The organism is Streptomyces sp. NPDC056347 (genome assembly GCF_042262625.1).
In the GTDB taxonomy this organism is placed as follows: Bacteria; Actinomycetota; Actinomycetes; order Streptomycetales; family Streptomycetaceae; genus Streptomyces.
Genome location: NZ_JBHJQP010000126.1, coordinates 1 through 24,035 on the forward strand (window position 1 = coordinate 1; position 24,035 = coordinate 24,035).

Here is a 24,035-nt window from a genome sequence, read left to right on the forward strand (position 1 = left end):
GACCCACGGCCGGGAGTTCCTCTTCGCCACGAACGGACCAACGAGCAACCGAACCGACAGTCACATGACCAACAGCTTCTGTTAGGACCTCTAAGGGCTGTCCCGTAACTGCTACCGGCGGCCTGACGGGACAGCCTATGGCCGGACGCACCGCGCCAGCTGGCCGTACTTCATGCCGCTGGAGTAGAGCTGCCCCTCGTGGTTACGCCCCATGAACTTGATGCCGTTGGTGCGCCGCTCCACGAGAGTCAACTGGAGGATCTGGGTGCCGCGCTTGGTCGAGAACTCGAGGAGATCGTCGGGCTGGAGGTCTTCGGCAAGGACATCAATCGTCATGGTGGGGAGCGTACGACTTGATCGTGACACGGACCGGTGAGGGATGACTTCAGTCGCCTGGGGAGACCGGTCACAGGTGAGATGATCTTGGTGTGGCTGGTGTGATCACGGCATCGGAGCCGTCCTGGGTAACCCCGTTCACCGGGCACAGCCCGCGCGCCTTCGGAAAGCTGGTGATGGTGCTGCGGCGTGGAGGTGCGGACATGGTCCGCAAGGGCCGGCCGTGGAGCCTTCCTCTCGATGACCGGGCACTGCTGGTCGCAGCGTACTGGCGCACGAACCTGACCATGCGACAGCTCGCCCCGTTGTTCGGAGTGTCGAAGTCAGCGGCGGACCGGATCATCGACCACCTCGGGCCGCTGCTCGCTCTCCAGCCCCGCAAGACGGCCGTACGCAGGCACAGGCCACGGCGGGCGGCCTCATGGGCAGCGCGGGCTGCGGCGCGGGGGCTGAGGTCGGTCCTGATGACGTGGTGTCCGGGCAGCGCCAGGCCGATGGCCTGCGTTCCGACGCCGCAGGAACAGTCGAGGACTGCCGCCCGATCCGGGCCGATCAGGGCTTCGCCCTGCCGACGGACGCTCGCATCCCAGTCCGGATAGATCAGGTGGTAGTCATCTGCCAGTCCGTCGTAGAAGCGTGTCACCGAGGTCTCGGGCATGGCCCGAGACTGCCGTTCCTGCTTCCGAAGCCACTTTCGTCCGCCGTCCGTTGCGCAGCGGCCGAGCCACGTCGGCGAACACGCGTCGCTCGAACTGGTTCGCCGGGGGCGATTCTTCGGGTCCGCGAGCATCTCCGTCCGGTCACGGCAGGTGGCGAGCAGGCGCCGGGCCGGGGGTCCGGACGGGCTCCCTCCCCGGCGGACGTGGCGATGCCCAGGCCGTCGGCCAGGCCAGCTCCGCTTCGCTGTGGGAGAACCCGGCACGGACGGGTGGAGCTCCTGCGACACCGGCTCCTCAACGAAGGCCGTCGTGCACGGCCCCCTCCATCGGTGACGGGGGCACCGGTCTGTCCGTGGTCCCGCGGGGCGCCCCGAAGCGCGCCAGGTAGTGCCACACCTTCTTGATCGCCTGGGGGTCATGGCGACCGGCACGTGCAGCGTCTCCGACGATCCGGGGGTCGAGCATGCCATCGGTCGCGATCCGCTCGGCCAGGTCGACGTACTCCTGGCCGCGGTAGCCGGGGTGACGCCGGAGTTCGTCGACCCCGAGCCGGAAGCCGGGGTGCCACTCCACCGGGCAGCCAAGACGTAGTGCCGCGTCCTCGACCGTCGTGTCCCGGAAGCAGGGGTCCAGGACCAGCGCCTCCGCGTGGCGCTGGAGCGTGACCGGTCCGTGCACCTGTGCCTCGATGTAGTCGTCCGGCTCGTCCTGACGATCGGCGAGGGCAAGCTCGACGAGCCCCATGCGGGCCGCAACACCGAAATCCGATGGTTCGAGGAAACTGTCCGGGTAGCAGAACGTGCTCCGCGCCAGTGTCCCGGCAGTCAGCCGGAAGTGGGCCGACCCGAACCGCGGCGCCCCGCCGGCCGGCTTGCGACGGAAGTTCAGCGCCCCGTACACGGGCCGCTCGTGCGCGGTCGCTTCGTCGTACGCTCCGCCGAAGATCCGGCTCTCCCAACTCCATCGGTCGCCGCCCGGATGGGCGGTCAGGCCGCCGTTACTCGTCCCGGTGACGAACTGCGAGTGGTAGACGCCCCCCTCGGCCATGGCGTCCAGGATCGGCTTTCCGTGCAGCAGACGGTCCGGGTGGAAGTTGAGCGTCACCCGCAGCGCCGGGTCCATCGGAGGGCCCGACGCCACTTCCGAGACATGCCGAAGGGCCCGTTCCTGCGCTGTCTGAATGGGTGCGGAGCTCATCAGCACAGTGTTGCCCACCCCGGTCGGCCGACGCACGTGGATTGTGTGCCGGCAGCCGGTTCCAGCGTGACGGAGCATGGATCGGCCGCCGATCGTGGCGGCCACTCAGGAGCATCCTGCACGCCCACCGAGGAGCGGCTCTCCTCCGGCGCAGGACACGATCCTGGCCGTCGTCGCACGAGCCCGGCCCACGGCCCGACTGCGCCGGTGGCATCGCGCTACGGCGAGTCGAACGCACCCGCGCGAGCCGGGACGCGGCTCGACCGAGATGACGCGGCTCGACCGTGATGTCGTTGCAGACGCCGCCGCAGGTCCGGCAGGTGCGCCGGGCCGATCGGCGCTGCCGGAGTTCGACCCGGCCGGACGAAGCCGGGCGTCCCGCCTGCTGCCCGCTCAGCGCCCCGCGGCCAGGCGTCGGAGCAGGGCGACGTCCACGTCCAGCAGGCTGCGGACCACTGTCCGGTGCGGGGAAGGCCTGACGGGGGTGAGAGAGGGAACGGCGAGGACCGTGCACCGGGCGGCCTCCGCGGAGGCGATGCCCGTCGGGCTGTCCTCGACGGCCACGCAGGCGGTCGGTGTGGCGCCCAGCGCGGTGAGAGCCGCTTGGTAGGGGTCGGGGAAGGGCTTGGTGCGGGTGGTTTCGCCGGCGGCGACGGTCGTGGTGAAGCAGTGGCGCCCGAGGGTGGTGAGGACGGTGTCCACGACGGGCCGGGGCGAGGCCGAGACCAGGGCCGTGGGCACGCCCGCCGTGCGGAGCTCCGCCAGGAGCGCCTCGGCTCCCGGGAGCGGGACCACCTCACCTCGTACGAGGTGTGTGAAGCGGCGTTCCAGGGAGGCGGCCAGCCGCGACGGCCGGGATCGGCCGGCCGTGCGGGAGGCTAGATGGGCGGCGGTGTCCTCGATCGCTCGGCCGATGACGTGTGGAAGGTCCGCCGCTGTGAGGGTGAGGCCGAGGTCCGCGGACTCCTCCTCGACCGCCTGTCTCCAGAGGCGCTCGGTGTCGACGAGTGTGCCGTCCATGTCGAAGAGGACTGCCTGCAATTCGTTGTGCACGAAGGCTCCCAGGATGTGTGCTCGGGTGGACCGGGCCGGGGGCGCCTCCTGCCGCCCCCTGGACAGGGTGCGCGGGCAGGTGGAAGGCGCGTGTCCCGCCCGCCTCGCGTCGGCGGTGTCGGAGCCGGTGACGAGGCCGTGGCTCAGCCGGCGTGTTCCCCGGCCGGCGGCCGGGGAGGGGACGCGGGCCGGGGAGGCGGGTCCCTCAGCGGTGAGCGGAGGACGGTTGCGGTGGCCCGGGTCGCCGTGTGGTGCGGCTCGCCGGAGAAGCGGGCGGCAGGGTTGGCGGCGGCCTCGGCGTAGTGGGGAACTCCTCTCGTCCGGTCGCCGGGGCGCCGGTGGATCCGGGCATCGCGTGCGGTGAGCCTCGGCCACTGCTCCGTCCGGGCCGTGGACGAGTCCGTCGGTCACTGCTCGGTGGGCCCGAGGTCGGGTGTGTCACGCAGGTGGACGCGGCGGGTGGCGGTGGCGTGGAGTTCGAGGACGGTGACCTCGTTGGGTCCGGGCCTGAGGACCGGCCCGGGAACGTACAGGCTGCGCTGGGGGCCTCGGGACCAGTAGCGGCCCAGGGGGAAGCCGTTGATCCAGGCGACGCCCTTGGTCCATCCGTCGAGGTGGAGGAAGGTGTCGGCCGGCTCGTCCACGGTGAGGACGCCGTGGTGGAACGCGGGGCCCACCGGGTGGTGGGCCGGACCCGCGGGCCCATGGGCGAAGGCGCTGGGGCGGTCGAGGGGCAGGGCACGGCTGCGCCAAGCCGCGGGCGGGCGGCCGTTGACCGTCGTACGGCCGAGGAGGCCCTTGCGGTCATGGAGCCCGGGCCCGTAGTTGACGCGGCCCTGGTTCTCCACGAGTACGGCGAGCCGGGCTCCGGGGCGCGGCACGGTGAAGGCGAGGGTGTGCTCGTGGTTCTCGCGTTCCAGGACTCCGACCGGCTGACCGTCGACGAAGACCTGGGCACGGTCGTGGACCTGCTCGACATGCAGGACGGCCGGGCCGGGTGCGGGCAGTTCGGTCTCGTGGAGGACGAATCCGAAGGGCTGGCCCAGTTCCTCCATGGTCAGCGGCCGGTCTGCGGTCACCGGGGTGCCGAGCGTGTCGGCCTGCTCCAGCAGCCCGGCGGTGCGGGTGAGTTCCACCGGGCCGAAGGCGGCCTTGGGGGCCGCGGGAGGCAGCGGTTCCACGGGGACGGGGGCGTGTCGGGCGATGACCTCGCGGAAGGCCTCGTACTTGGGAGTGGGGTCACCCGCTTCGTCGAGGAGGGCGTCGTAGTCGTAGGAGGTGACGGTGGGGCGGTACGTGCCCTTGTCGTTGGCGCCATTGGTGAAGCCGAAGTTGGTTCCGCCGTGGAACATGTAGATGTTGACGGAGGCGCCCGCGGAGAGCAGCCGGTCGAGGTCGGCGGCGGCGTCGGCCGGGTCGCGGCGGGTGTGGATGCCGCCCCAGCGGTCGAACCAGCCGATCCAGAACTCCGTGCACATCAGCGGGCCGTGCGGCCGCAGCTCGCGCAGGGCGGCGAGTCCGGCGGTGACACGGCTGCCGAAGCTGGCGGTCGGCAGGACCCCGTCGAGGCTGCCGCGTGCGAGGTCGGCGGGCTGGTCGCAGGTGAACAGGGGTACGTCCACACCGTGGCGGCGCAGCATGGCAGTGAGTTCGGCGAGGTAGGCGGTGTCGTCGCCGTGGGCGCCGTACTCGTTCTCGACCTGGAGGGCGAGGATCGGCCCGCCGTTGCTTCCCAGGTAGGGCCGGAGCGGGGTCAGCAGGGATTCGAAGTAGGTGTCGACCGCCCACAGGAAGCGGGGGTCGCCGCTGCGCAGGACGATCCCCTCCTCGGCGAGCAGCCAGGAGGGCAGACCTCCGCCCTCCCATTCCGCGCAGATGTACGGGCCGGGCCGGAGCAGGACATGCAGTCCTTCGGCGGCCGCGGCGTCGAGGAACCGGGGCAGGTCGAGACCTCCGTCGAGGCGGAACTCCCCGCGGTGCGGGGCGTGCAGGTTCCACGGGACGTAGGTCTCGACCGTGTTGAGGCCCAGCAGTCGCGCCTTGCGGAGTCGGTCGGCCCACTGCTCGGGATGGACTCGGAAGTAGTGCAGGGCTCCGGAGATGATCCGGAACGGTCGGGCGTCGAGACGGAAACCGTCATCGGCGATCTCCAGCAGGGGCATGGCTGTGGTGCTCCTCAGAGGGTACGGATCTGTTCGGTTCAGCCCAGCGGGCGGCACAGCAGGGCGTCGGGGACTCCGCCGTGGTTCCACTTCCAGGTGTAGGCGACACCCGCGAGGTACTCGTTGTCGGCGCACTGGCCCTTGTAGTGGCCCGGCGCCCAGTCGCTGCCGGTCGATCCGCCGGTGGCGGGGCGGTTGTCACCGCTGTCGAACCAGACCGCGCGGCCGTTGGTGGGCAGGGAGGCGGCGGCCGGGGCGCACAGGAGGGCCGACATGGCGTTCCTGTTCACGCTGTAGCCGACCGCGAAGGTGTTGGCGGGGCACTGGAGCTTGTTGTAGCCGCTCGCCCAGTCGCCGCCGGTGACGTACCGTTCGTCGGTGACGGCGGTCCAGGCGCCGCTGCCCTTCGCCGGCTGTCCGGCGTCGGTGCACAGGCCCCGGCTGTTGCCGCGGCCGAGGCCGGTGAGCCGCTGGCTGTCGGGGCAGTTGCCCTTGCGGTTGCCGACGGACCAGTCGGGTTGGGCCAGCTTGGTGGCGGAGACGTTGTAGTCGGCGTAGTCCAGGTTCAGCATGTTCCAGCGGGGTGCGGGGGCGATCGGACCGGTCCGGCCCGGGGCGTTGACCAGCTTGTTCCATTCGGTGGCGCGCCAGTCGCCGGTGTCCATGACGCCGAGCCGGGTTCCGTCGGCGCTGTAGTTGACCATGGCCCAGTTGTCCTGCGGGGTGCCGTTCGCGTCGGTCCAGCCGACCAGGGGCCAGATGGCGAAGTCGGTGTCGTTCTTCACCAGGATGTCGGTGAAATTGGCGAACCAGGCGCGTTCCCTGGCATCGGGTTCGCCGCGGCCGGCGGCCCCGAACTCGCTGATCCACACGGGTGCGGTGAAGTGCTGGCCGGACCGGGTGACGAACAGGGCCTGGTCGTCGACGACCTGGGCGAGCTGCGCGGGGGTGAGTTCCTCGTAGCGCGGGTCGTGGGTCTCGCCGGTTCCGGTGGCGCCGGTGTGGTTGGGGCCGGTGTAGCCGTAGAAGTGGGCCGCGTAGACGAGTTTGTCGGAGCGGATCAGGGTGTTGGAGAGGGTGGCGACCGGGGTGAGGGTCGGACGGCCGTGCGGGGTCACGTCGGTCGGGATGCCCTGCCAGTTGATGCCTTCCATGACGACGAGCATGTCCGGGTTGGCCTGGAGGATCTTGTTGCCCGCCTCTTCCAGGGCCTTGTTGAGGTCGTGGTCGTCCCCCCAGCCCCAGTTGGGGTCGTCCCAGGTGTCGCGGCGGACCTCGTTGCGCAGGTCGGCTCCGACGACCCGCTTGTCGTTGCGGTAGCGCTTGGCGAGGAACACCCAGTCGTCGACCCACTGCTGGGTCGACTGGCCGCTGTTCCAGCGCTCGTTGCCGTCCAGTCCGCAGCAGAACCGGTAGCTGGTGGTGTGGTTGTTGAGGATGACGGCGAAGCCGTCCGCGGTCAGGGCCGCGACGACGGCGTCGAGGACCTGGAGCGGGGTCTTCCCCTTGAGCTGCGGGTTGGCGGTGACGGCCGAGTCGGGAACGGTGCTCGTGTCGTGGATGAGCGCGTTGGCGAACGGGAGCCGGATGCTGTTCAGGCCCAGGGTGTGGAAGTCGGACAGGATCTGGGCGATCGGCTTCCGGTCGAGGCCGAGCGGGATGTTGTGCGACATCTGCCGCGCCTGGTGGTTGGCCACGTCGCCGACGTCGCCACTGCCGCTCCAAGTCCCCTGGGCGCCCGCCCAGTTGCCGGACTTGAGTTTGAACCGGTCGCCGTCGGCGTCGACGACGTACCGGTCCCGGGTGGACAGCGGTCCGGTCCATGAGGCGGCGAGCTGGGCGCCGGTGAGGACAGTGGGTGACGCCGGTGTCGCCGCCGACGTCACCGGGTCGGCCGCGGCGGCGGTGGGGACGAAGGAACAGAGGAGGAGCGCGGACGAAGCGGCGAGAGCCGCGGTCGCGCGTCGGAGCGGAGTGATGCGAGGTGTCACGGAGAAGCTCCTTGCGGGTGGGGGGATGGTGCCTGCCTGTCGCGTGATGCGGGATGGTGCGGTGGTTCAGCCCTTGAGGCCGCTGGTGGCGATGCCTTCGACGATGTGACGCTGGGCGACGAGGAACATGACGACCAGGGGGGTGATGGTGACGACGGCGCCGGCGAAGAGTCCGGGCAGGTTGATGGTCTGTGAGGTGAGGAAGGTGGACAGGGCGATCTGCGCGGTCCAGGCGGAGGGGTCCTGGCCGATGACCAGTGGCCACAGGAAGGAGTTCCAGCTCTCGATGAAGGACAGCGCCCCCAGCGAGGCGATCATCGACCCGGAGCTCGGCAGGGCGATCCGGCGGTAGATGCCGAGCCAGCCCAGGCCGTCCATGCGTCCGGCGTCCTCGATCTCGCTCGGGAACTGGAGATAGAAGTTGCGGAACAGCAGGACCGCGAACGGGTTGAACAGTCCGGGCGCGATGATGCCCCACAGGGTGTTGACGCCGCCCATGGAGCCGACGACGACGAAGGTCGGCACGAAGGTGACCGAACCGGGGATCATCAGGGTCGCGACCACCAGGCCGAGCACCACCCCGCGCCCCGGAACGGGAATCCGGGCGAGGGCGTAGCCGGCGGCGGAGGCCAGCAGGGTGGAGACCGGGGCGGTGACGGCGGCGATCAGCAGCGAGTTGCCGAGGGCCGGTCCCATAGAGACGGCGGGATCGCCGAACAGGTCGGTGAAGTTCTCGAAGTGCATCGTCGAGGGCCACCACGTCCACTCCGGCGCCGTGAGGCCCTGCGCGTCCATGAGGGAGTTGCGGAGCATCAGGTAGAAGGGGGCCAGGAAAGCCGCGGTGAGGAGGCCGACGAGCAGGCCGCGGGCGAGGGTGCGCGTGGCTCTGAAGGCGGGCGAGGTGGTCATGTGCTTCTCACTCCCCGCTCTTGCCGAATCCGGTGACCCGTCCCTGGATCAGGGTCACTCCGACGATGAGGGCGGTGAGAACGAAGGCTCCGGCGGAGCCCAGTCCGTAGTTCTGACTGCCCATGGCGGTGTTGTAGAGGTGGATGAGCGGTGTCTGTACGGGGGCGGCGCCGGTGCCGGAGAGCCCGCTGTTGAACAGGTTGTAGAACTCGTCGAAGGCCTGGAAGGCGGCGATGAACAGCAGCATCAGCACGGCGACCGAGGTGTTGCGCAGCATGGGCAGGGTGATTCCGGTCAGCAGCCGTCGGCCGGTGGCGCCGTCGAGCGCGGCAGCTTCGTAGAGTTCCCTGGGGATGGCCTGGAGCCCGGCGAGGAAGAGCACCATGTAGAAGCCGACCTGGAGCCAGAGGCGCAGGGTGACGAGGACGATCCAGTAGAGCGGTGGTGAGGTGGTCTGCAGCCAGGCCACGGGTTCCGCTCCGAACCAGCCGCCGATCACATTGGCGATGCCCGTGGGCAGGCCGTTGAACAGGCACATCTTCCACAACAGTGACGCCGCGACGTACGAGACGGCCGCCGGTACGAGGAAGGTGGTGCGCAGCAGCGCCCGGCCGCGCCGTACGCGGTGCACCAGCAGCGCCAGTCCGAAGGACGCGGCGAAGGTGACGGGCACGATGAAGGCGGTGAACAGCAGGATCTGGAGCAGCGAGCCGCGGAATGCGTGATCGGCCAGGAGGGTCCGGTAGTTGTCGAGCCCGACCCAGTGGCCGAGGGCGATGGTGCCGCGCGCGTCGCTGAAGCTGAGCAGGAAGCTCCAGCCGATCGCGACGTACTTGAAGACGCCGAGTCCGATCAGTGTCGGCGCGGTCAGCAGCACGAACGCGAACCATCCGGACCGGCCCACCCGGCGTCGGCCGGTGCGGGGGGCGCCGGTGCCGGCGGCCCCCCGCGGGGTGGTGGTGGACCGCCGGGCCCGGGCGGGCACCGGCGTGGTGTCGGTCGCCGGAATCATCGGATTCACCGGCCGAGCTGCTTGTCGATCTCGCGCTGCGCCTTCTTCACCGCGTCGGCCAGGAGGGCGGCCGGGTCGCCCTGCCCGCCGACGATCTTGGCCGCGGCGCCGTTGAACGCGCTGCTCACCGCGGTGTCCCAGGTGCCCGGGTTGTGCTTCCCGTACTTCGCGGCCAGTCCCACGACCTCCTTGGCGGGGCCCGAGGACAGCTTCTTCGCGGTCGCCGCGACGGAGGTGCGCGGCGGGACATGGAGTCCGTAGCTCTCGGCGAAGTCCTTCTGGAGGTCGGACTGCCGGACCCACAGCCACTGGACGAACTTCTTGGCCGCGGCCGCGTTGCGGCCCTTGGCGTTGACGCAGCTGGTCCAGCCGCCGACCCGTACGGCCGGAGTGCCTCCGGTCCCGTACGCGGGCCAGGGCAGCACACCGAAGTCGTCGCCGAGCGCGGTGGAGACGGCGGGCATCGCCCACAGACCGCTCCACTGCATCGGGACGACGCCCTGGGTGAGGGCGGAGGGGTCCCACCAGTCGGTGGGGAAGCCGAGCAGCAGCGACTTGTCGTCGTGCAGGCGCTTCAGGCCCTTCAGTGCTTCGAGCGCACGGTCCGAGCCGAAGGCCACCTTTCCGTCGGGGGTGACGAGATCGCCGCCGTTGGACCAGACGGAGAGGATCGCGGAGTCGCCGACTCCGTCGTTGCCGAGGAACAGGCCCTTGCTCTTCTTCGTGGACAGGGCCTTCGCTGCGGCGACCAGTTCGTCGAAGTTCGCGGGAGGGGTGATCCCGGCTTTCGACAGGGCGCTCTTGCGGTAGTAGAGCATCATGACGTCGTCGACCATCTTGACGCCGTAGAGCTTGCCGTCGACGGTGACGGACTCGACGGCGTTGGTGTTGAAGTCGCTCCTGGTGCTGCCGTACACGTCGTCGAGTGCGGCGATCTGGCCCCGGCGGGCGAGGCTCTCGCTGAAGTCGCCGATCTCGAAGACATCGGGGGCCGCGTCGGTGAGCAGGGTGGCGTTCACCTTGCCCGAGTAGTCGCCGGGGACCCACGTCACCTTGACGGCTATGTCCGGGTTGGCCTTGGTGAACTCCTTGGCGTACCGGAGCGCGGCCTGCTGGGCACCGGCCTCGCCGTAGGCGTGGTACCAGACGTTGAGGGTGGTTCCGGCCGAGGAGGAGCCGCCGGGGTCGGTGCTGCAGGCGGTCGTGAGGACCGTTCCGGCGGTGACGAGCAGCGATCCCGTGAGGAATCCGCGTCGGCTAAGCTCGAATCTGCGTGCGCTCATGTCGCATTTCCTTGTGTGAGGGTGTGTACGGGGCGGATGTGCTCCCTGGCGGGCGCCTTCGTCAGTGCTTGCCGGCAGAGGAGGGCGCGGTCAGGGAGTCGTACGTGGTGGCTGTGGGGGCGGCGGTTGTCGCGGCGGTCAGCCGAAGCCGATCGTGGAAGTCGCGGCGGGCTGCGGGAAGAGCGCCTGGACGGCCACGGCCGCACCGCCTCGGGCCCACTCCTCCCAGGGGAGCGGGCGCAGCAGCAGCGGACAGCGGGACGCCGCTCCGAAGGCGTGTGCGGCATAGGCGACCTGGATGTGGCGGCCGAACAGGTCATAGGTGTCGGCTCCTTCGCCGCTGACCACCACGCGCTCCGGACCGACCAGGTTGACCAGCGCGGCGATGCCGACCCCGATGGCCTGCCCGGCGCGGGCGAAGGCGTCACGGGCCGCGGGGCGGCCTTCGCGGGCCATGCCCACGACCTCGTCGAAGGTGAGGCGCGGGTTCACCGCGGACCGGCGGACCTCCGCGAGGATCGCGTCCGTCGAGGCGATCGCCTCGACACAGCCGCGCGCGCCGCAGCGGCAGCGCGGCCCCGAAGGGTCGACGCAGATGTGCCCGACCTCGCCCGCGACCCCATGGGCGCCTCTGAGCAGGTGTCCGTTGACGACGAGGGCGGAGCCGATGCCCGCGCCGATGGTGACCAGTGCGAAGTAGCCGGTGCCGATGCCTTCTCCGAACCAGTGCTCGGCGACGGTCAGGGCCCTGACGTCGTTCTCGACGGTGACCGTCAGCCCGGTGGTGGCGGCGAGCAGTTCGCCGAGCGGTACGTCGCGCCAGCCGAGGAGGCCGGAATGACGGAGTCTGCCGCTCTCCCGGTCCACGTCGCCGTTGACGGCCACGCCCAGATGGCGCGTACGTTCCCGGAACACCGGGTCCTCGTCGAGAAGTCCGTCGACCAGTTCGGCGACGAGCGCGGCGGCCGTCTCGGGGGCGAGTTCGGGGGTACGCACGTCGAGTGGCCGGCAGGCGGTGGCCCGGATGCCGGCCCGCAGATCGCAGACGGCGCCGAAGAGCTGGTCGGCACTGATCTTCAGCCCGACGAAGTACTCCCGGTCGGGATCGACCGCGAGGGGGTTGACCGGCCGTCCGGCACCGGGAGCGGTGCGCTCCGGCGGGAGTTCGTAGAGATAGCCGTCGTTGATGAGCGGCCGGGCCGCCTTGGTGACGGCCGTCGAGGAGAGCCCCGTCCGCCGCGCCAGTTCCACCCTGCTGAGCGGTCCCTCCGCGAGGAGCAGGGCGAGGACAGCGGTCTCGGCGGGTGCACTGACCAGAGGCTGGGAGTGTTGTCGAAGCACGGGTGCAACGTAGAGGAAATAAATAACTTCTTCCAGTATTGATTTAGGAGTTGAGCTCGTCCTACGCTCGGGCCGCCCTGTCCTCGGACCCGGGGCCGCACTCGGCACGGGCCGTTCTCCCGCCGTGCCGCCCCGGGCCCGAACCCGCTTCTCTCCGCACGTCAGGGGATGCATCCGTGCCCGCCACGTTCCCGCTCATCACCTTCGATCCCGATCCGGGCCTCGCGGTCCTGCGCACGCCGAACAGCGTGTACGCACTCCGCGTCGGCGCCGACGGCAGCCCCCGGCACGTCCATTGGGGTGCCCCGCTCGGCGTCGCCGACCCGGCTCCGGTGCCGCAACCGCTGTCCCCGGCAGCGAGCAGCTTCGAGGCGGACGCCGCCGCCGACGAGCTCGCGCCGCAGACCGGGGCTCGTTTCGGGCCCGCCGGCCTCCAGGTCCGTTTCGCCGACGGCACCCGCGGCGCGCAGTGGCGTTTCGCGGGTCACCGCGTCGACGACGGTGAACTGCGGCTGTGCCTGGAGGACCGGCACCGTCCGTTGCGGGCGGAGCTGTGCTACCGCGTACGGTCCGACACCGACGTCATCGAGCGCTGGACGGAACTGACCCACACCGGCACCGCGGACGATCCGGCCGGTCCGATCGCCGTCGACCGGCTCGACTCGGCCTCCTGGACCGCTCCGCCGCTCGCCGACTACCGGCTCAGCCATCTGGTCGGCGGCTGGAACAGCGAGTTCCAGCTGCGGCGCGACCGGCTTCCCGTCGCCGAGACCGTGCTGACGAGCCGCCGGGGACTGACGGGGCATCACGCCTCCCCGTGGCTGGCCCTCGACGACGGCACCGCGACCGAGGAGCGGGGCGAGGTGTGGAGCACCGCACTGGCCTGGAGCGGGAGCTGGCGTGTCACGGTCCACCGCGACCCGGTCGGCCGCACCATCTGGACCGGGGGCTTCGGCCACGAAGGGCTGACCTGGACCCTGCGTCCGGGCGAGAGCCTTCGTACGCCGGTGTACGCCGGCCTGTACACCCGGCACGGCTTCGGCGCGGCAAGTCGCGCCTGGCACCACTACGTGCGCCGGTACGTGCTGCCGGAACCGGACCGGGACCGGCCGGTGCTCTACAACTCGTGGGAGGCCACCGGCTTCGAGGTCCATGAGGCCGGTCAGATACGGCTGGCGCACCTGGCCGCGCGGGTGGGTGCCGAACTCTTCGTACTGGACGACGGCTGGTTCGGGACCCGCCGCGACGACCGGTCCGCGCTCGGCGACTGGACGCCCCGCTCCGAGGCGTTCCCCCGTGGGCTGCGTCCGCTCGCCGACGAGGTGCACCGCCTCGGCATGGAGTTCGGACTGTGGGTGGAACCGGAAATGGTCAACCGCGACAGCGAGCTGTACCGCGCCCACCCCGACTGGGTCGTCCACTCCCCCCGGCTCGACGCCACGGAACTCCGCAACCAGCTGGTACTGAACTTCGCCCGGCCCGAGGTCGAGGCGTGGGCCCGGGAGACCCTCGGCCGCCTGGTGCGCGACCACGGTGTCGACTGGCTCAAGTGGGACGCCAACCGGGCCTTCACCGAGGCCGGCTGGGCCGGTCACCCCGACCCCGACCGCCTGTGGATCGACCACACCCGGGCCGTCCACCGGATCATGGACCGGTTGCGCGACGCCCACCCCGGACTGCGCATCGAGGCGTGCGCGGGCGGCGGCGGACGGGTCGACCTCGGCGTCCTCGCCCGTACCGACCAGGCGTGGACCTCGGACAACACCGATCCGGTCGACCGGATCGGCATCCAGCACGGGTTCAGTCAGCTCTTCCCCGCCCAGGCCATGGCCGCATGGGTAACCGACAGCCCCAACACCACCACCGGCCGCCGCACGCCGCTGCGCTTCCGCTTCCACGTGGCCATGGCCGGCGCGCTGGGCCTCGGCGGGGACCTGACGGCCTGGTCCGATGCGGAGCTGGCGGAGGCCGCGGCGCTCGTCAGCGAGTACAAGCGGATCCGTCCCCTGGTGCAGCGCGGTCACCAGCATCGTGTCGCCCTCGACGGCCCCGTGTCCGCGGTCCACTACGCGGCGCCGGACGACAGCGAGCACGCGCTCCTCGTGTGGCGGCCCACAACCCGCTTCGGGCACCCGCCCGCCCCGGTCAAGCTGCCCGCCCTCGACCCGGGGGCGCGGTACCTGGACCCGGACCTGGATCGCGTGTACGACGGCGCCTTCCTGATCCACCGGGGCATCGACCCGCGACTTCCCGCCGGTGACCACGCCAGCAGCCTGATCCGGCTCAGCCGCGTCGGCCCCTGAACGCCGCACCCCGCATCCCCCGTTGCCCTGCCCGATGCCCGCTCACGAAAAATCTGGACCGATCCTGTGGAAAACACCCGGAACACCGCTCGCGTACTGGTGATCGGCATCGACGGCGTACGCCTCGATCTGCTGCCCGAACTCGACACCCCTCACCTCGACGAGGTGGCCCGCACGGGCTTTCTGGCCCCAGTCGAGGTGGACTCCGCGACACCGACCATGTCCGGCCCCTGCTGGACCACCGTCGCCACCGGGGTCGGCGTCGCCAAGCACGGGGTGTGGGCCAACCGCCTCGACGGCAACCGCCTGGACGTCTTCCCCGACTTCACGACCCGCCTCGCCGCCGACTGCGGACTACGGACCTTCGCCGTCGGCGGATGGGAGCCGCTCTTCCTCGCGAGGCAGGGCGGCCCGCTCTTCGTCTCCCCCACCCGGCTCGCCTATGTCGCCCCCCGCGCGGACACCCCCGAGGGGTGGGAGGAGGTGGACGACCGGGTGACCGCCGAGGCGGAGCACCTTCTCGGTCTGGACGAAGAGCTCCATGCCGGTTTCGTCTATCTGGGCGCTGTCGACGAGACCGCCCACTTCCTCGGCTGCGGCCAGGAGTACCGGCGTTCGATCGAGGCGGCGGACCGGCGGCTCGGCCGCGTCCTCGAAGCCGTGCGCCGCCGCCCCGGCCACGCCGCGGAACAATGGACGGTCATCGTGGTGACGGACCACGGCCACCGTGACGAAGGCGGGCACGGAGGGCGCAGCCCACAGGAACGCACGGCCTGGATCGCCGCGTCCGGTCCGGGCCTGCCCGCGGGGGCGGCTCCGTCGGGCCTCCGCCACTGCGACGTCGCCGCCCAGGTCTACGCCGCGCTCGGGATCGTCCCAGACTCCCACTGGACCCTGGACGGCAGTCCGTTCACATCCGCCGCCATCGGCGCGTGACCCGGGCGCCCGGCCGGAGGACTCCCGTGACCACCGCCCCTGCCCGCCCGCGGCCACGGAGCGCGCTACGGCGCATGCTTTCGAGGAGGGCCGGCGGCGGCAGGATTCCTCCGTTCTCCGCATCGACGGGGTGACTGACGGTCCCACGGAGCGAGTGGCGCACCGAGCCGACCGCCCGGCGGCCCGGTGCGCTCCGCACCCGGCGTGACGGTGGCCCGACTCCCCGTGCGCGGCCCGGCCCGACCTGCGGCAACAGCGGCCGGACTGGAAGGCGTGGTGACGAGAAGTTCATGTCCGAAGCCTTGTTACGTCACGTTCTACGCGCGTATCTTCAGCTTCTGGATCTGTGCGAGACGCCCTCGGGCGTCCCCCGCCACCAGTTCGACGATCCCTCACCGACCCTGGCGCCATTGCGGCGACCGGGCTGTGTCCTGCCATGAAGGAGTGCCGCAACGGTGCCCAGTCCCCTCCCTGCCCGCCGCTCCCGCCGCACGCTGCTGCGCGCCACTTTGCCCGCCGCGGTCACCGCGTCGCTGGTGCTCGTCCCGCTGCCCGGCGCGGTCGCCGCCCCGTCCACGGGCGTGGTCATCGCCGAGGTGTACGGCGGTGGCGGCAACTCCGGAGCGACGCTGAAGAACGACTTCATCGAGCTCGCCAATCCGTCCGGGGCCGCGTTCGGCCTGACCGGCCACAGCGTGCAGTACCTGCCGGGCAGCCCCGGCGCCGGCAGCAAGTGGGGGGTCACGCCACTGAGCGGCACGGTCGCCGCCGGCGCCCGCTATCTGGTCGCCGAGGCTGCGGGCACGGGCGGCACCGTGGACCTGCCGACCGCAGACGCCTCGGGCAGCCTGGCCCTGTCCGCCACCACGGGCACCATCGCGCTCGTCAACGGCACCGACCCGCTGACCTGCAAGACCGCCGCCGACTGCGCCGCCGACCCGCGCATCGTCGACCTGGTGGGCTTCGGCACTGCCGTGGTCCACGAAGGCTCCGGCGCCGCCCCCGGTGCCTCCAACAGCGCCTCGGTGGCCCGCGCCGCGTCCCTCGCCGACACCGACGACAACGCCGCCGACTTCCAGGCCGGCGGGCCCACCCCGCTCAACAGCAAGGGCGAGACCGTCCCCGGAGACGGCTCCGGAGGCGGCACCGGCCCGACCGAGCCCGGCACGGTGCGGGTCCACGACATCCAGGGCACCACCCGCGTCTCGCCGATGGCCGGCAAGACCGTCGAGGGTGTCCCCGGCATCGTCACCGGGGTCCGTACGTACGGCACCAAGGGCTTCTGGATCCAGGACCCGAACCCGGACGCCAACCCGGCCACCAGCGAGGGCGTCTTCGTCTACACCGGCGGCACCGGACCGGCCGTCAAGGCCGGCGACTCGGTCCTGGTCACGGCCAAGGTGACCGAGTACTACCCGAACAGTTCGGGCGGCTCCCAGTCCCTCACCGAACTGTCGAACCCCAAGATCACCGTGGTCTCCTCGGACAACCCGGTGCCTGCCCCGGTGGTACTGGACGGCTCAGCCATCCCGGCGGCGTACGCCCCGGACGCGGCGGGCGGCTCGATCGAGTCCCTGCCGCTGCGGCCCCGGACCTACGCGCTCGACCTGTACGAGTCGCTGGAGGGCATGAACGTCGAGGTCCGCGACGTTCCGGTGACGCAGGCCAGCAACTCGTACCACGAGCTGTGGGTGAACGCCCGTGAGCAGGACCCGCGTTCGTCCCGCGGCGGTTCCGTCTACCTCGGCTACGACCGGCAGAACTCCGGCCGGCTGATGGTCCAGTCGCTGGGCGCGGCCGCCGACTTCCCGGTCGCCGATGTCGGCGACCGGCTCACCGGCGCCACCGGGGGCCCGCTGGACTACACCAACTTCGGTGGGTACGCGGTGCAGGCCACCCGGCTCGGCGCCGTCCGGTCGGGCGGCCTCGAGCGGGAGGTCACCCGGTCCGGGCTGCCCAGCGAGCTGACGATCGGCACGTACAACGTCGAGAACCTCGACCCCGGCGACCCGGACGCGAAGTTCGCCGAGCTGGCGGCCGGCGTCGTCGACAACCTGCGCTCGCCCGACATCCTGGCCCTGGAAGAGGTCCAGGACGACAACGGCCCGGTCAACGACGGCACGGTCACGGCCGGCGCCACCGTCGCCAAGTTCGTCGAGGCGATCAAGGCGGCCGGCGGCCCCGCCTACGACTGGCGTTCCGTCGACCCGGTGAACGGCAAGGACGGCGGGGAGCCCGGCGGCAACATCCGCCAGGTGTTCCTGTTCAACCCCGAGCGCGTCTCCTTCACCGACATACCCGGCGGCGGCTCCACCACCGCCGTCGACGTGACCGGCACGGGCAAGCGCACCTCGCTGACGGCCTCCCCGGGCCGGATCGACCCGACCGACGAGGCCTGGAACAGCAGCCGCAAGCCGCTGGTCGGTCAGTTCAAGTTCCACAACAAGCCGGTCTTCGTGATCGCCAACCACTTCAACAGCAAGGGCGGGGACCAGGGCCTGGACAGCCGCTTCCAGGCCCCGACGCGCAGCTCCGAGGTGCAGCGGGCCAAGCAGGCCGAGGTCGAGCAGGCCTTCGTCGCGAAGCTCCTGGCCGCCGACCCCGGAGCCCGGGTGGTCTCCCTCGGCGACTTCAACGACTACCAGTTCTCGCCCGCGCTCCGGACCCTCACCAAGGACGGCGTTCTGCGCGACCTGGTGAACGAGCTGCCCGCGTCCGAGCGGTACTCGTACGTCTACCAGGGCAACTCACAGGTGCTCGACCACATCCTGGTCAGCCCCGCGTTCAAGCCGCAGCAGACCCGCTACGACGTCGTCCACATCAACAGCGAGTTCGCCACCCAGGCCTCCGACCACGACCCGCAGGTGGTCCGCGTCAAGCCCTGACCCGGCCCGTCGGCCGCGCTTCCTCCTCCCCCCGTCCGGTCCCGACCGGGCGGGGGGGAGCACGTTGTTCCGGGTGTGTCCACCTCGGGTACGGAGGCGGCGTGCACGGTCGACGCGCTTCAGAACCCGGCCATGGACTTGCCGAGCACTCCGCCCGGAACACCGCAGGCGCTGCAACGGACCGAGTACCCCGCCCTGCGGCGCAATGCGAACCCGACGACCGGCGACCGTGCGAAAGGCCCGCCGAGGGCCGGCATCGCCACCGGGTCGTGGGCGAAGTACACGAAGGACGCGCCGCCGGCCCGGACGAGGAACGGCGGCAGCGAACCACGCAGCACCATCCGGAACCTGATCCGTTCCGGTCCCGGCGGCCGCACTCCGTCGCGCCACACCTCGATGTGGTTCCTGGCCGCACGAAGCTCGGGCCGCATGGAGCCACCACATCACCGGCGGCCACCACGAAGCCCCGATTCCACGTCCGACAGCGCCGAGACGAGTTGGGGGCCCACGTTGCTCCGCGCCCACGCCCGGCCGGTCGCCCCGGCCTGGCGGGGCTCCACCTCCACCAGCATGATCAGGTAGAGGTAGACCCGGTAGAGCGCGAGTCGCAGGCGCACCGATCCGTCGAACGCGACCTCTCCGCCGGCACTCGCGTAGCCGGACAGGAAGGCCTTGTCGTCCTCCATGTCGGCGAAGAGCGCCGGCGAGACGAAGTCGGCCACCGGGTCACCCCAGAACATCCGCTCGCCGTCGATCAGGCCGCTGAGCCGACGGCCACCGGGCGGCCCGGCGAGCAGCAGATTGCCCTGCCACAGGTCGAAGTGGACCAGCGCGGGCCGTGTGACATCGTCCAGTACGTTCGACGCGGCGGCGAGTGTCTCCCTGATCTCGGCGATGGGGCGTGGCAGCCATGCCGCATACTGCTCCGCGTCGTCCAGTACGGCGCCGGCCATCGCGGTGAACGCCTCCCGCCAGGTGGACGCCAAGGGCCCCAACGGCTGCCCCGGGTAGCCGAATCCCGGCCCGGTGACCGCGTGGAGGCGCGCCACCAGACGCCCCAACTCCTCCCGCAGTCGGAGCCGTTCGTTCTCCTCCAGGGAATCCGCTGCCTCGTGCCAAGGGACCCCGGGGCGCGCCGTCATGATCAGGTAGGGCCCGGTGACCGTGTCGACTCCGGTCCCGCTGTGGACGACCCTGGGCACGACATCGGTGTCCGCGGCCGTCGCGGCGGACTCGTAGAAGGCGACCTCGCCGGTCAGCAGCGCCCGCTCGTAGGCCAGGCCCGCCTCCGCACGAGGGGGGATCTTGAGCACCCAGTCACGGCCCTGGTCCAGCGCGACCCGAACGACCGTGTTGTACGTCCCGCCGGACAACGGCGCGTACCGGGCCGTCGCCGCTCCCGGGACCCCGGCCCCCCTCAGGACGGCCTCGGCCGCCGCAACCGTCTTCTCGTACGACGTGCTCAATCTCGCTCCTCCTCAGCAGGGACGAACCATCGTGGTCGTGCCGTCGGGCGAGGCAGCCGTAGCGCTCGGGCGAACGGCTCCGGTGGTGGGAAACAGGATCCGTCGGCCCCGGACGGCGACCTCACGGCACTTGGAGCTGCGGGTCCGGCGCAGCAGCGGCCCGAGCCTCGTACGCGGTCATGGCCACTGCTGCGCGCGACATGAGAGGAGGCCTGAACGAAAGCGGCTCCACGCACCTCGCACTCGTGAACAGTACTGCTGTCACGTCGAGTTGCCGCCGCTCATGGATCCCTCGTTACGGCATTCGATCCTTCGTGGGCGGCCCGGTCACGGTCGCAAGCCCCGTGCTGTGCCGGACGGCACACAGCGGATCAGCGCAGTCCGGAGAAGAGATCGTTCTCGGGTACGGCCGCGCCGGTGGCGTCCTTGACACGCACGAAGGTCTCCATGCCCATCAGCTCGCCGAACCGCTCCTTGCCCATCTTGAGGAAGAAGATGTTCTCGCCCTGACTGGCGTGCGCGGCCAGCGCATCGAATTTCTGGCCGCTGAACGCGGTGGTGTCCACCCACGTGGTGATCTCGTCGTCGGGCAGGCCGATCTCGGCGATCTCGGCGGCCTCGGCAGGATCCGGCTCCGGCATGTCCCCGCCGAACTCGCGCATGAGCTCCCCGAACCGCTGCATCGCCGAGCGAGGCATCGCCGTCCAGTACACCTTCGGCGTCAACGAGGTCATCTCCAGCGCCGCCATCGTGATGCGGTGCGCCTGAATGTGGTCGGGGTGGCCGTAGAAGCCGTTCTCGTCGTACGTGACGACCACATCGGGCCGGTAGTGCCGCATGAGCTCCGCGAGTCGGGCGGCGCCTTCCTCCACGGGGGTCTGCCAGAAGGATCCGGGAGCCTCATTGCTCGGCCAGCCGACCATCCCGGAGTCGGCATAGTCCAGCAGCTCCAGATGACTGACCTCGAGGACCTCGCAACTCGCCTCGAGCTCCTGGCGGCGCATCGAGGCAACGGCCACTGGATCATGCCCGGGCTCGCCCGGCTTGACGCCCCCCGCCCCGTCACCGCAGCCGCCGTCGGTACACGTCACAAGAACCGTGCGGATGCCTTCCGCGGCATACCGCGCGAGGACGCCTCCGGTTCCCGTTGCCTCGTCGTCGGGGTGGGCGTGCACGGCCATGAGTGTCAACGGTCGGTCCGTCATGAATCGTTCCTCCTGCAGAGATATGTCTCGGTCCGAGTGCGCGGCGGCGTGCTGCGGTCCTGGGTCCTGATCCTGGCGGGCCGGATGGCCCGTGCAGTCCCCGTGCAGCCCACCGGTACGGCGCCGCTCCCTCAACCGGTGCAACCGCGCCGACCGGCCCCGCTGTTCCCGGCTCGGCCGATTGGTCCGCGTATCCGGCGTGTCGGCTCTCCGCCGTGGTCATCGGCCAGAGACTCACCCCGTCGAAGGGTGGTGCCGCTGCCCGCCTCCTTCGGCCTTCCGGTGTCGTTCCGGAGGGCGTCGGGCCCAGAAGAGGACGTGGCCGTTGTCCCCCTCGGGCACGAACTCCTCGTGGACCACTTCAAGACCGGCCCGCACCAGCCAGGAACGGTTGGTTTCGCCGTCGGCGTGACTCCACCACATCGCGGCCCCACCGCCGAGCCAGTTCTCGTCCGTCCCGGTCCAGGCACGATGTCCAGTGGTGCTGAGCAGCCAACCGCCGGGCCGCAGCCAGGAAGCAATCCGCTCCAGCAGGGCCGGCTGTTCCTCCAGCGGGACATGGATCAAGGTGTACAGGCAGACGACCGCGTCGAAGCTCTCCCGGGGGAACTCCGATGCCGTGGCATCAGCCCGGATGAGGTCGGCGCCCGGCACGAGCTCTCGGGCCCTGCGGATCTGGACCTCGCTGATGTCGACACCCGTCACACGATGCCCCGCCGCCACCAGGGACCGCGCTACCGGAACACCGTTGCCGCACCCGATGTCCAGGACACTGCCTGCTTCCGGAAGCCGGCCGAGCAATTCCTCGATCCATGAACCGTACTTCGTCTCGCTGCCGAACGCCCGCTCGTAGTGCTCCGAGAGCGCGTCATACCCGCGCCGGACCAATTCCTTCGGCTCTCCGGTGTCCACGCACGCACGCTATGGCGCGCCCGTCAGGAGCGCGACCACATTTCGCCCGGGCCCGTGACCGGCCCTTCGTCCGAGGAGGCTGTTTCCGCCCTTGGGTCAGCTTCTCCCACGGATACCCGGGTGCGGCCGGTCACAGCCACCTCCGGCAGCACGCGGACCCACGTCCGGGTGAAGACGGCCGGAGCCTTCCGGGCCCCACCGCACCCAGGAAGACGCGCCGGGACCAGCGGAATCCCAAGCCCGCCGGCCCGCCGACACCGTTCGCCCGGTCCGGGGACTCCCCGCCGTGAGCGGCCCCCGCTTCGGCGCGTGCGCCATCCTGGCCCTGACCGGACCCGCCTCCGGCGCCCGATCCACCGGAAGCGGCAAGCAGGCCATCACGGCACCCGGCGCCCTTGCCCGGCGAGCGGTCGCTCACCATGCTGCCGACGTGGGGACGGGTTCCGAAGAACGCCGGCAAGAGAAGTCCCGCCAAGAGAAGGTGACACATCATGAACACGGAACGGCAGTCCGCGGCCCGGCTGATCGAAGAGAGCCTGGGGTTCCTCTTTCCCGCGGCGCTGCGCGCCGCGGCCGCCGTGCGGGTGGCCGACCACATGACGGACGGTGACGAGAGCCTCGAGCGGCTGGCCGAGGCGACCGGCACCGACGCCCGTAACCTCGGTCGGGTCCTGCGGCTGCTCGCCACGCGCGGGGTGGTCGAGGAGACGGGCGCGGGACGTTTCCGGCTGACCGCCACCGGCCAGGCCCTGCGCTCGGACGCCCCGCACTCGGCCCGCGCCGCGGTCCTCATGCTGACCGACCCCACCATGTGGCGTCCGGCCGGAGAGATGCACCGCTGTCTGACCGAGGGAGGCCCGGCGTTCACCGAAATCTTCGGGACACCGTTCTTCGACCACTTCGCGCGCGACGCGGAAACCGCCGCCGTCTTCCACGTCGGCATGGCCGCCATGTCGGACCCCGAGAACGAGCCCATCGCCAAGGCCTACGAATTCCCGCCCACCGGCACCGTCGTCGATGTCGGCGGCGGCCATGGCGGCCTGCTCCTCGAGGTGCTGCGCCAACGCCCCGGCCTGCGCGGCATCCTCCACGACCAGGCACACGTCCTGACCGGCCACCGGCTCGGCCACGAGGACATCACCGACCGCTGGTCACTGTCGGAGGGCGACTTCTTCTCCTCGGTCCCGTCAGGAGACCTCTACCTCCTCAAGCGCATTCTTCACGACTGGAACGACGAGCAGTCGGCCACGATCCTGCGTAACTGCCGACGGGCCATGACACCCGGCGGCCGCGTCCTCGTCGTCGACGCCGTCGTACCGCCCGGCAACGAGCCCCATCAGTCCAAGACCGTGGATCTGATGATGATGGCCTCCCTCACCGGAAGGGAGCGTACGGAGGAGGACTTCACACAGCTCTTCAAGGAGGCCGGGCTGCACCTGCGGCGCATCGTGCCAACGCCGACCGTGCTCTCCGTGGTCGAGGCGGTGAACGCCGAGTAGGACCCCGATCGCTTCCGCGTAATGCCTGGCGACGGGGCCACCGGACCGCGTTGGCGGCGTAGTCGGCAGGTTTGGGCCGGGCGAGGCTTCCAGCGGGTGGCGGTGCGGTGTCGTTCCGGGTGGCCCCTGGCCCTCCCCCGGCCGTTCACGCCCCTGCCCGTCGACGGTCAACGCGCCGGTGCGGAGCGGGCATTGGCGCGCCGACCGGGGCATCTGCTCGTGTCTCACTCACTGGACGGATCAGCAATTGGTCTGAACCAGATCTGGCGAAGCCCTTGCCGTAAGCCGTACAGCTGGGCAGGATTCACCTTGCGACCAAGCAGGTAATCACTTGCTTTCTCATCATTTGTCGCGTTTCGGCATCCGCGGCGTCCGTGGCACCCCATGGGATCCGCCCATCGAAGCCGGTTCGTTCCGCTCCATGATCCATCCGCACATGCGCCTCCTCCCATCACGCGTCGTCATCGGACGAAGGAGTTCCCATGTTCACCAAGCCCCCTGCCAGTTCCAGGAAGCGCGCTGTCGCCGGCGCCATGGCCGTCGCGGCGGTCACCGCGGGCATGTTGCTGGCCACGACGCCTGTCGCCCAGGCGGCGCCCGGCGACTGCACCACCTCCTCCGGAGGCAGCAGCGTCTCCAGCCTCTGCACCAGCGGCACCGGTCAGCACCGGATTCACGCCGTGCTCAACCCGCTCGACCCCAGACTTCCGCAACGCATCATCCTCGGCAACTGGGCTCCGGTGGGCCAGGTTTCGGTCGCCTCCAACCCGTGGGGGGCGGGCTACGTCGCGAGCGTCTGGGTGGACCGCATCGATTAGCCGTCCGATCCGGAACGGTGAGCGCCACCGAGCACGCGAAGTGAGACAGCCGGGCCGGCCCGTGATTC

General features: G+C 70.8%; 18 protein-coding genes and 1 pseudogene. 6 read left to right on the plus strand and 13 right to left on the minus strand.

The genetic code is table 11. The features are described 5' to 3' along the window. Nucleotides 1-135: 135 nt before the first annotated feature. Complete coding sequence (locus ACFCV8_RS25475; protein ID WP_376687761.1) at nucleotides 136-336, minus strand: hypothetical protein; 201 nt, start codon at nucleotides 334-336, stop codon at nucleotides 136-138. A 92-nt stretch (nucleotides 337-428) separates the two neighbouring features. Between ACFCV8_RS25475 and ACFCV8_RS25480 the strand changes: the two are divergent. Then, nucleotides 429-719: pseudogene (locus ACFCV8_RS25480) on the plus strand (transposase family protein); the annotation flags it as partial. A 570-nt stretch (nucleotides 720-1,289) separates the two neighbouring features. Here ACFCV8_RS25480 and ACFCV8_RS25485 read toward each other — a convergent pair. The 8 genes from ACFCV8_RS25485 to ACFCV8_RS25520 all read right to left on the minus strand — a co-directional run bounded on the left by ACFCV8_RS25485 (nucleotide 1,290) and on the right by ACFCV8_RS25520 (nucleotide 11,943). Further along, a complete protein-coding gene (locus tag ACFCV8_RS25485; protein ID WP_376687778.1) occupies nucleotides 1,290-2,117 on the minus strand; it encodes a DUF3626 domain-containing protein in 828 nt (275 codons plus the stop codon). A gap of 468 nt (nucleotides 2,118-2,585) precedes the next feature. Continuing rightward, a complete protein-coding gene (locus tag ACFCV8_RS25490; protein ID WP_376687762.1) occupies nucleotides 2,586-3,245 on the minus strand; it encodes an HAD family hydrolase in 660 nt (219 codons plus the stop codon). A 407-nt stretch (nucleotides 3,246-3,652) separates the two neighbouring features. Then, nucleotides 3,653-5,407 (minus strand): beta-galactosidase family protein, encoded by a 1,755-nt coding sequence (locus ACFCV8_RS25495; protein WP_376687763.1) that lies wholly within the window; start codon nucleotides 5,405-5,407, stop codon nucleotides 3,653-3,655. A 38-nt stretch (nucleotides 5,408-5,445) separates the two neighbouring features. After that, nucleotides 5,446-7,398 carry a glycoside hydrolase family 5 protein gene (locus ACFCV8_RS25500; RefSeq protein ID WP_376687764.1) on the minus strand — a complete coding sequence of 651 codons (1,953 nt, stop codon included), beginning with the start codon at nucleotides 7,396-7,398 and terminating at the stop codon, nucleotides 5,446-5,448. A 66-nt stretch (nucleotides 7,399-7,464) separates the two neighbouring features. Continuing rightward, a complete protein-coding gene (locus ACFCV8_RS25505; protein WP_376687765.1) occupies nucleotides 7,465-8,307 on the minus strand; it encodes a carbohydrate ABC transporter permease in 843 nt (280 codons plus the stop codon). Nucleotides 8,308-8,314: 7 nt separating this feature from the next. Further along, nucleotides 8,315-9,319 carry a carbohydrate ABC transporter permease gene (locus tag ACFCV8_RS25510; protein WP_376687766.1) on the minus strand — a complete coding sequence of 335 codons (1,005 nt, stop codon included), beginning with the start codon at nucleotides 9,317-9,319 and terminating at the stop codon, nucleotides 8,315-8,317. Nucleotides 9,320-9,324: 5 nt separating this feature from the next. Then, entirely contained in the window at nucleotides 9,325-10,602 is a 1,278-nt protein-coding gene (locus ACFCV8_RS25515; protein ID WP_376687767.1) for an ABC transporter substrate-binding protein, read from the minus strand. Nucleotides 10,603-10,740: 138 nt separating this feature from the next. After that, nucleotides 10,741-11,943, minus strand: a complete 1,203-nt coding sequence (locus tag ACFCV8_RS25520; RefSeq protein WP_376687768.1) for an ROK family protein — start codon at nucleotides 11,941-11,943, stop codon at nucleotides 10,741-10,743. Nucleotides 11,944-12,119: 176 nt separating this feature from the next. Here ACFCV8_RS25520 and ACFCV8_RS25525 point away from each other — a divergent pair, with 176 nt between their 5' ends. The 3 genes from ACFCV8_RS25525 to ACFCV8_RS25535 all read left to right on the plus strand — a co-directional run bounded on the left by ACFCV8_RS25525 (nucleotide 12,120) and on the right by ACFCV8_RS25535 (nucleotide 18,067). Beyond that, nucleotides 12,120-14,246, plus strand: coding sequence for an alpha-galactosidase (locus tag ACFCV8_RS25525; protein WP_376687769.1), 2,127 nt, complete (start codon nucleotides 12,120-12,122; stop codon nucleotides 14,244-14,246). 66 nt (nucleotides 14,247-14,312) lie between these two features. After that, the gene (locus ACFCV8_RS25530) at nucleotides 14,313-15,182 is read left to right on the plus strand and encodes an alkaline phosphatase family protein (protein ID WP_376687770.1); all 870 of its coding nucleotides are present in this window, start codon (nucleotides 14,313-14,315) and stop codon (nucleotides 15,180-15,182) included. 455 nt (nucleotides 15,183-15,637) lie between these two features. After that, entirely contained in the window at nucleotides 15,638-18,067 is a 2,430-nt protein-coding gene (locus ACFCV8_RS25535; protein WP_376687771.1) for an endonuclease/exonuclease/phosphatase family protein, read from the plus strand. Nucleotides 18,068-18,186: 119 nt separating this feature from the next. On the opposite strand, the gene ACFCV8_RS25540 is transcribed toward ACFCV8_RS25535, so the two are convergent. From ACFCV8_RS25540 to ACFCV8_RS25555, 4 genes are all read right to left on the minus strand, one after another. Continuing rightward, nucleotides 18,187-18,498 carry a hypothetical protein gene (locus ACFCV8_RS25540; RefSeq protein ID WP_376687772.1) on the minus strand — a complete coding sequence of 104 codons (312 nt, stop codon included), beginning with the start codon at nucleotides 18,496-18,498 and terminating at the stop codon, nucleotides 18,187-18,189. A gap of 12 nt (nucleotides 18,499-18,510) precedes the next feature. Then, nucleotides 18,511-19,533 carry a phosphotransferase family protein gene (locus ACFCV8_RS25545; protein ID WP_376687773.1) on the minus strand — a complete coding sequence of 341 codons (1,023 nt, stop codon included), beginning with the start codon at nucleotides 19,531-19,533 and terminating at the stop codon, nucleotides 18,511-18,513. 371 nt (nucleotides 19,534-19,904) lie between these two features. After that, nucleotides 19,905-20,738, minus strand: coding sequence for a PIG-L family deacetylase (locus tag ACFCV8_RS25550; protein WP_376687774.1), 834 nt, complete (start codon nucleotides 20,736-20,738; stop codon nucleotides 19,905-19,907). A gap of 234 nt (nucleotides 20,739-20,972) precedes the next feature. Further along, nucleotides 20,973-21,650, minus strand: a complete 678-nt coding sequence (locus tag ACFCV8_RS25555) for a class I SAM-dependent methyltransferase (protein WP_376687775.1) — start codon at nucleotides 21,648-21,650, stop codon at nucleotides 20,973-20,975. A 491-nt stretch (nucleotides 21,651-22,141) separates the two neighbouring features. Between ACFCV8_RS25555 and ACFCV8_RS25560 the strand changes: the two genes are divergently transcribed. Together ACFCV8_RS25560 and ACFCV8_RS25565 are read left to right on the plus strand one after the other, a co-directional pair. Further along, the gene (locus tag ACFCV8_RS25560; RefSeq protein ID WP_376687776.1) at nucleotides 22,142-23,149 is read left to right on the plus strand and encodes a methyltransferase; all 1,008 of its coding nucleotides are present in this window, start codon (nucleotides 22,142-22,144) and stop codon (nucleotides 23,147-23,149) included. A gap of 482 nt (nucleotides 23,150-23,631) precedes the next feature. Then, complete coding sequence (locus tag ACFCV8_RS25565) at nucleotides 23,632-23,967, plus strand: hypothetical protein (protein ID WP_376687777.1); 336 nt, start codon at nucleotides 23,632-23,634, stop codon at nucleotides 23,965-23,967. Nucleotides 23,968-24,035 lie beyond the last annotated feature (68 nt).

Excerpts from the sequence above, each read along its gene's own strand:
- ACFCV8_RS25510 (WP_376687766.1), bottom strand. The coding sequence starts at position 9,319 with ATGATTCCGGCGACCGACACCACGCCGGTGCCCGCCCGGGCCCGGCGG.
- ACFCV8_RS25540 (WP_376687772.1), bottom strand. The coding sequence starts at position 18,498 with ATGCGGCCCGAGCTTCGTGCGGCCAGGAACCACATCGAGGTGTGGCGC.
- ACFCV8_RS25515 (WP_376687767.1), bottom strand. The coding sequence starts at position 10,602 with ATGAGCGCACGCAGATTCGAGCTTAGCCGACGCGGATTCCTCACGGGA.
- ACFCV8_RS25495 (WP_376687763.1), bottom strand. The coding sequence starts at position 5,407 with ATGCCCCTGCTGGAGATCGCCGATGACGGTTTCCGTCTCGACGCCCGA.
- ACFCV8_RS25475 (WP_376687761.1), bottom strand. The coding sequence starts at position 336 with ATGACGATTGATGTCCTTGCCGAAGACCTCCAGCCCGACGATCTCCTC.
- ACFCV8_RS25485 (WP_376687778.1), bottom strand. The coding sequence starts at position 2,117 with ATGGACCCGGCGCTGCGGGTGACGCTCAACTTCCACCCGGACCGTCTG.
- ACFCV8_RS25505 (WP_376687765.1), bottom strand. The coding sequence starts at position 8,307 with ATGACCACCTCGCCCGCCTTCAGAGCCACGCGCACCCTCGCCCGCGGC.
- ACFCV8_RS25550 (WP_376687774.1), bottom strand. The coding sequence starts at position 20,738 with ATGACGGACCGACCGTTGACACTCATGGCCGTGCACGCCCACCCCGAC.
- ACFCV8_RS25560 (WP_376687776.1), top strand. The coding sequence starts at position 22,142 with ATGAACACGGAACGGCAGTCCGCGGCCCGGCTGATCGAAGAGAGCCTG.
- ACFCV8_RS25565 (WP_376687777.1), top strand. The coding sequence starts at position 23,632 with ATGTTCACCAAGCCCCCTGCCAGTTCCAGGAAGCGCGCTGTCGCCGGC.